This is a genomic window from Wolbachia endosymbiont of Nasonia giraulti, from assembly GCF_048054155.1.
Taxonomy (GTDB): domain Bacteria; phylum Pseudomonadota; class Alphaproteobacteria; order Rickettsiales; family Anaplasmataceae; genus Wolbachia; species Wolbachia pipientis_C.
This window is the reverse complement of record NZ_JAFEVH010000001.1, coordinates 45,266-45,587: the sequence shown is the minus strand read 5'-3', so window position 1 is coordinate 45,587 and position 322 is coordinate 45,266. Positions and strand designations below refer to the sequence as shown.

Here is a 322-nt window from a genome sequence, read left to right as displayed (position 1 = left end):
TGAAACTCAGACAGAGGTTGCTGTGCAGCACGTTGAAACTCAAACAGGAATTGGCTCTCAAGAAACTGAAACTCAGACAGAAGTTAACTCACAACAACTAGATCAAAAGCTTACAAAAGCTGAACAAGAAATTAGAGAATTAAATGAACTGAGGAACAATTTACAATATAGGTTCGACAACGCTGAACAAGAACTTGAAGAGTTAGAAAAGCACAATAGTGATTTACAGGATAAACTTGGAGAAGAAAAGCAAAAAAATGCAAAATTACAAACTGAACGGGAACGTTCAAAAAAGTGTGTCAAACCGAAAAAAAAGTAATAA

The 322-nt window shown here is 34.8% G+C and carries 1 pseudogene; it reads left to right on the top strand.

Going from position 1 to position 322, the window contains the following annotated elements:
- Positions 1 to 319: pseudogene (locus tag JR312_RS00205) on the top strand (hypothetical protein); the annotation flags it as partial.
- Positions 320 to 322: the final 3 nt, after the last annotated feature.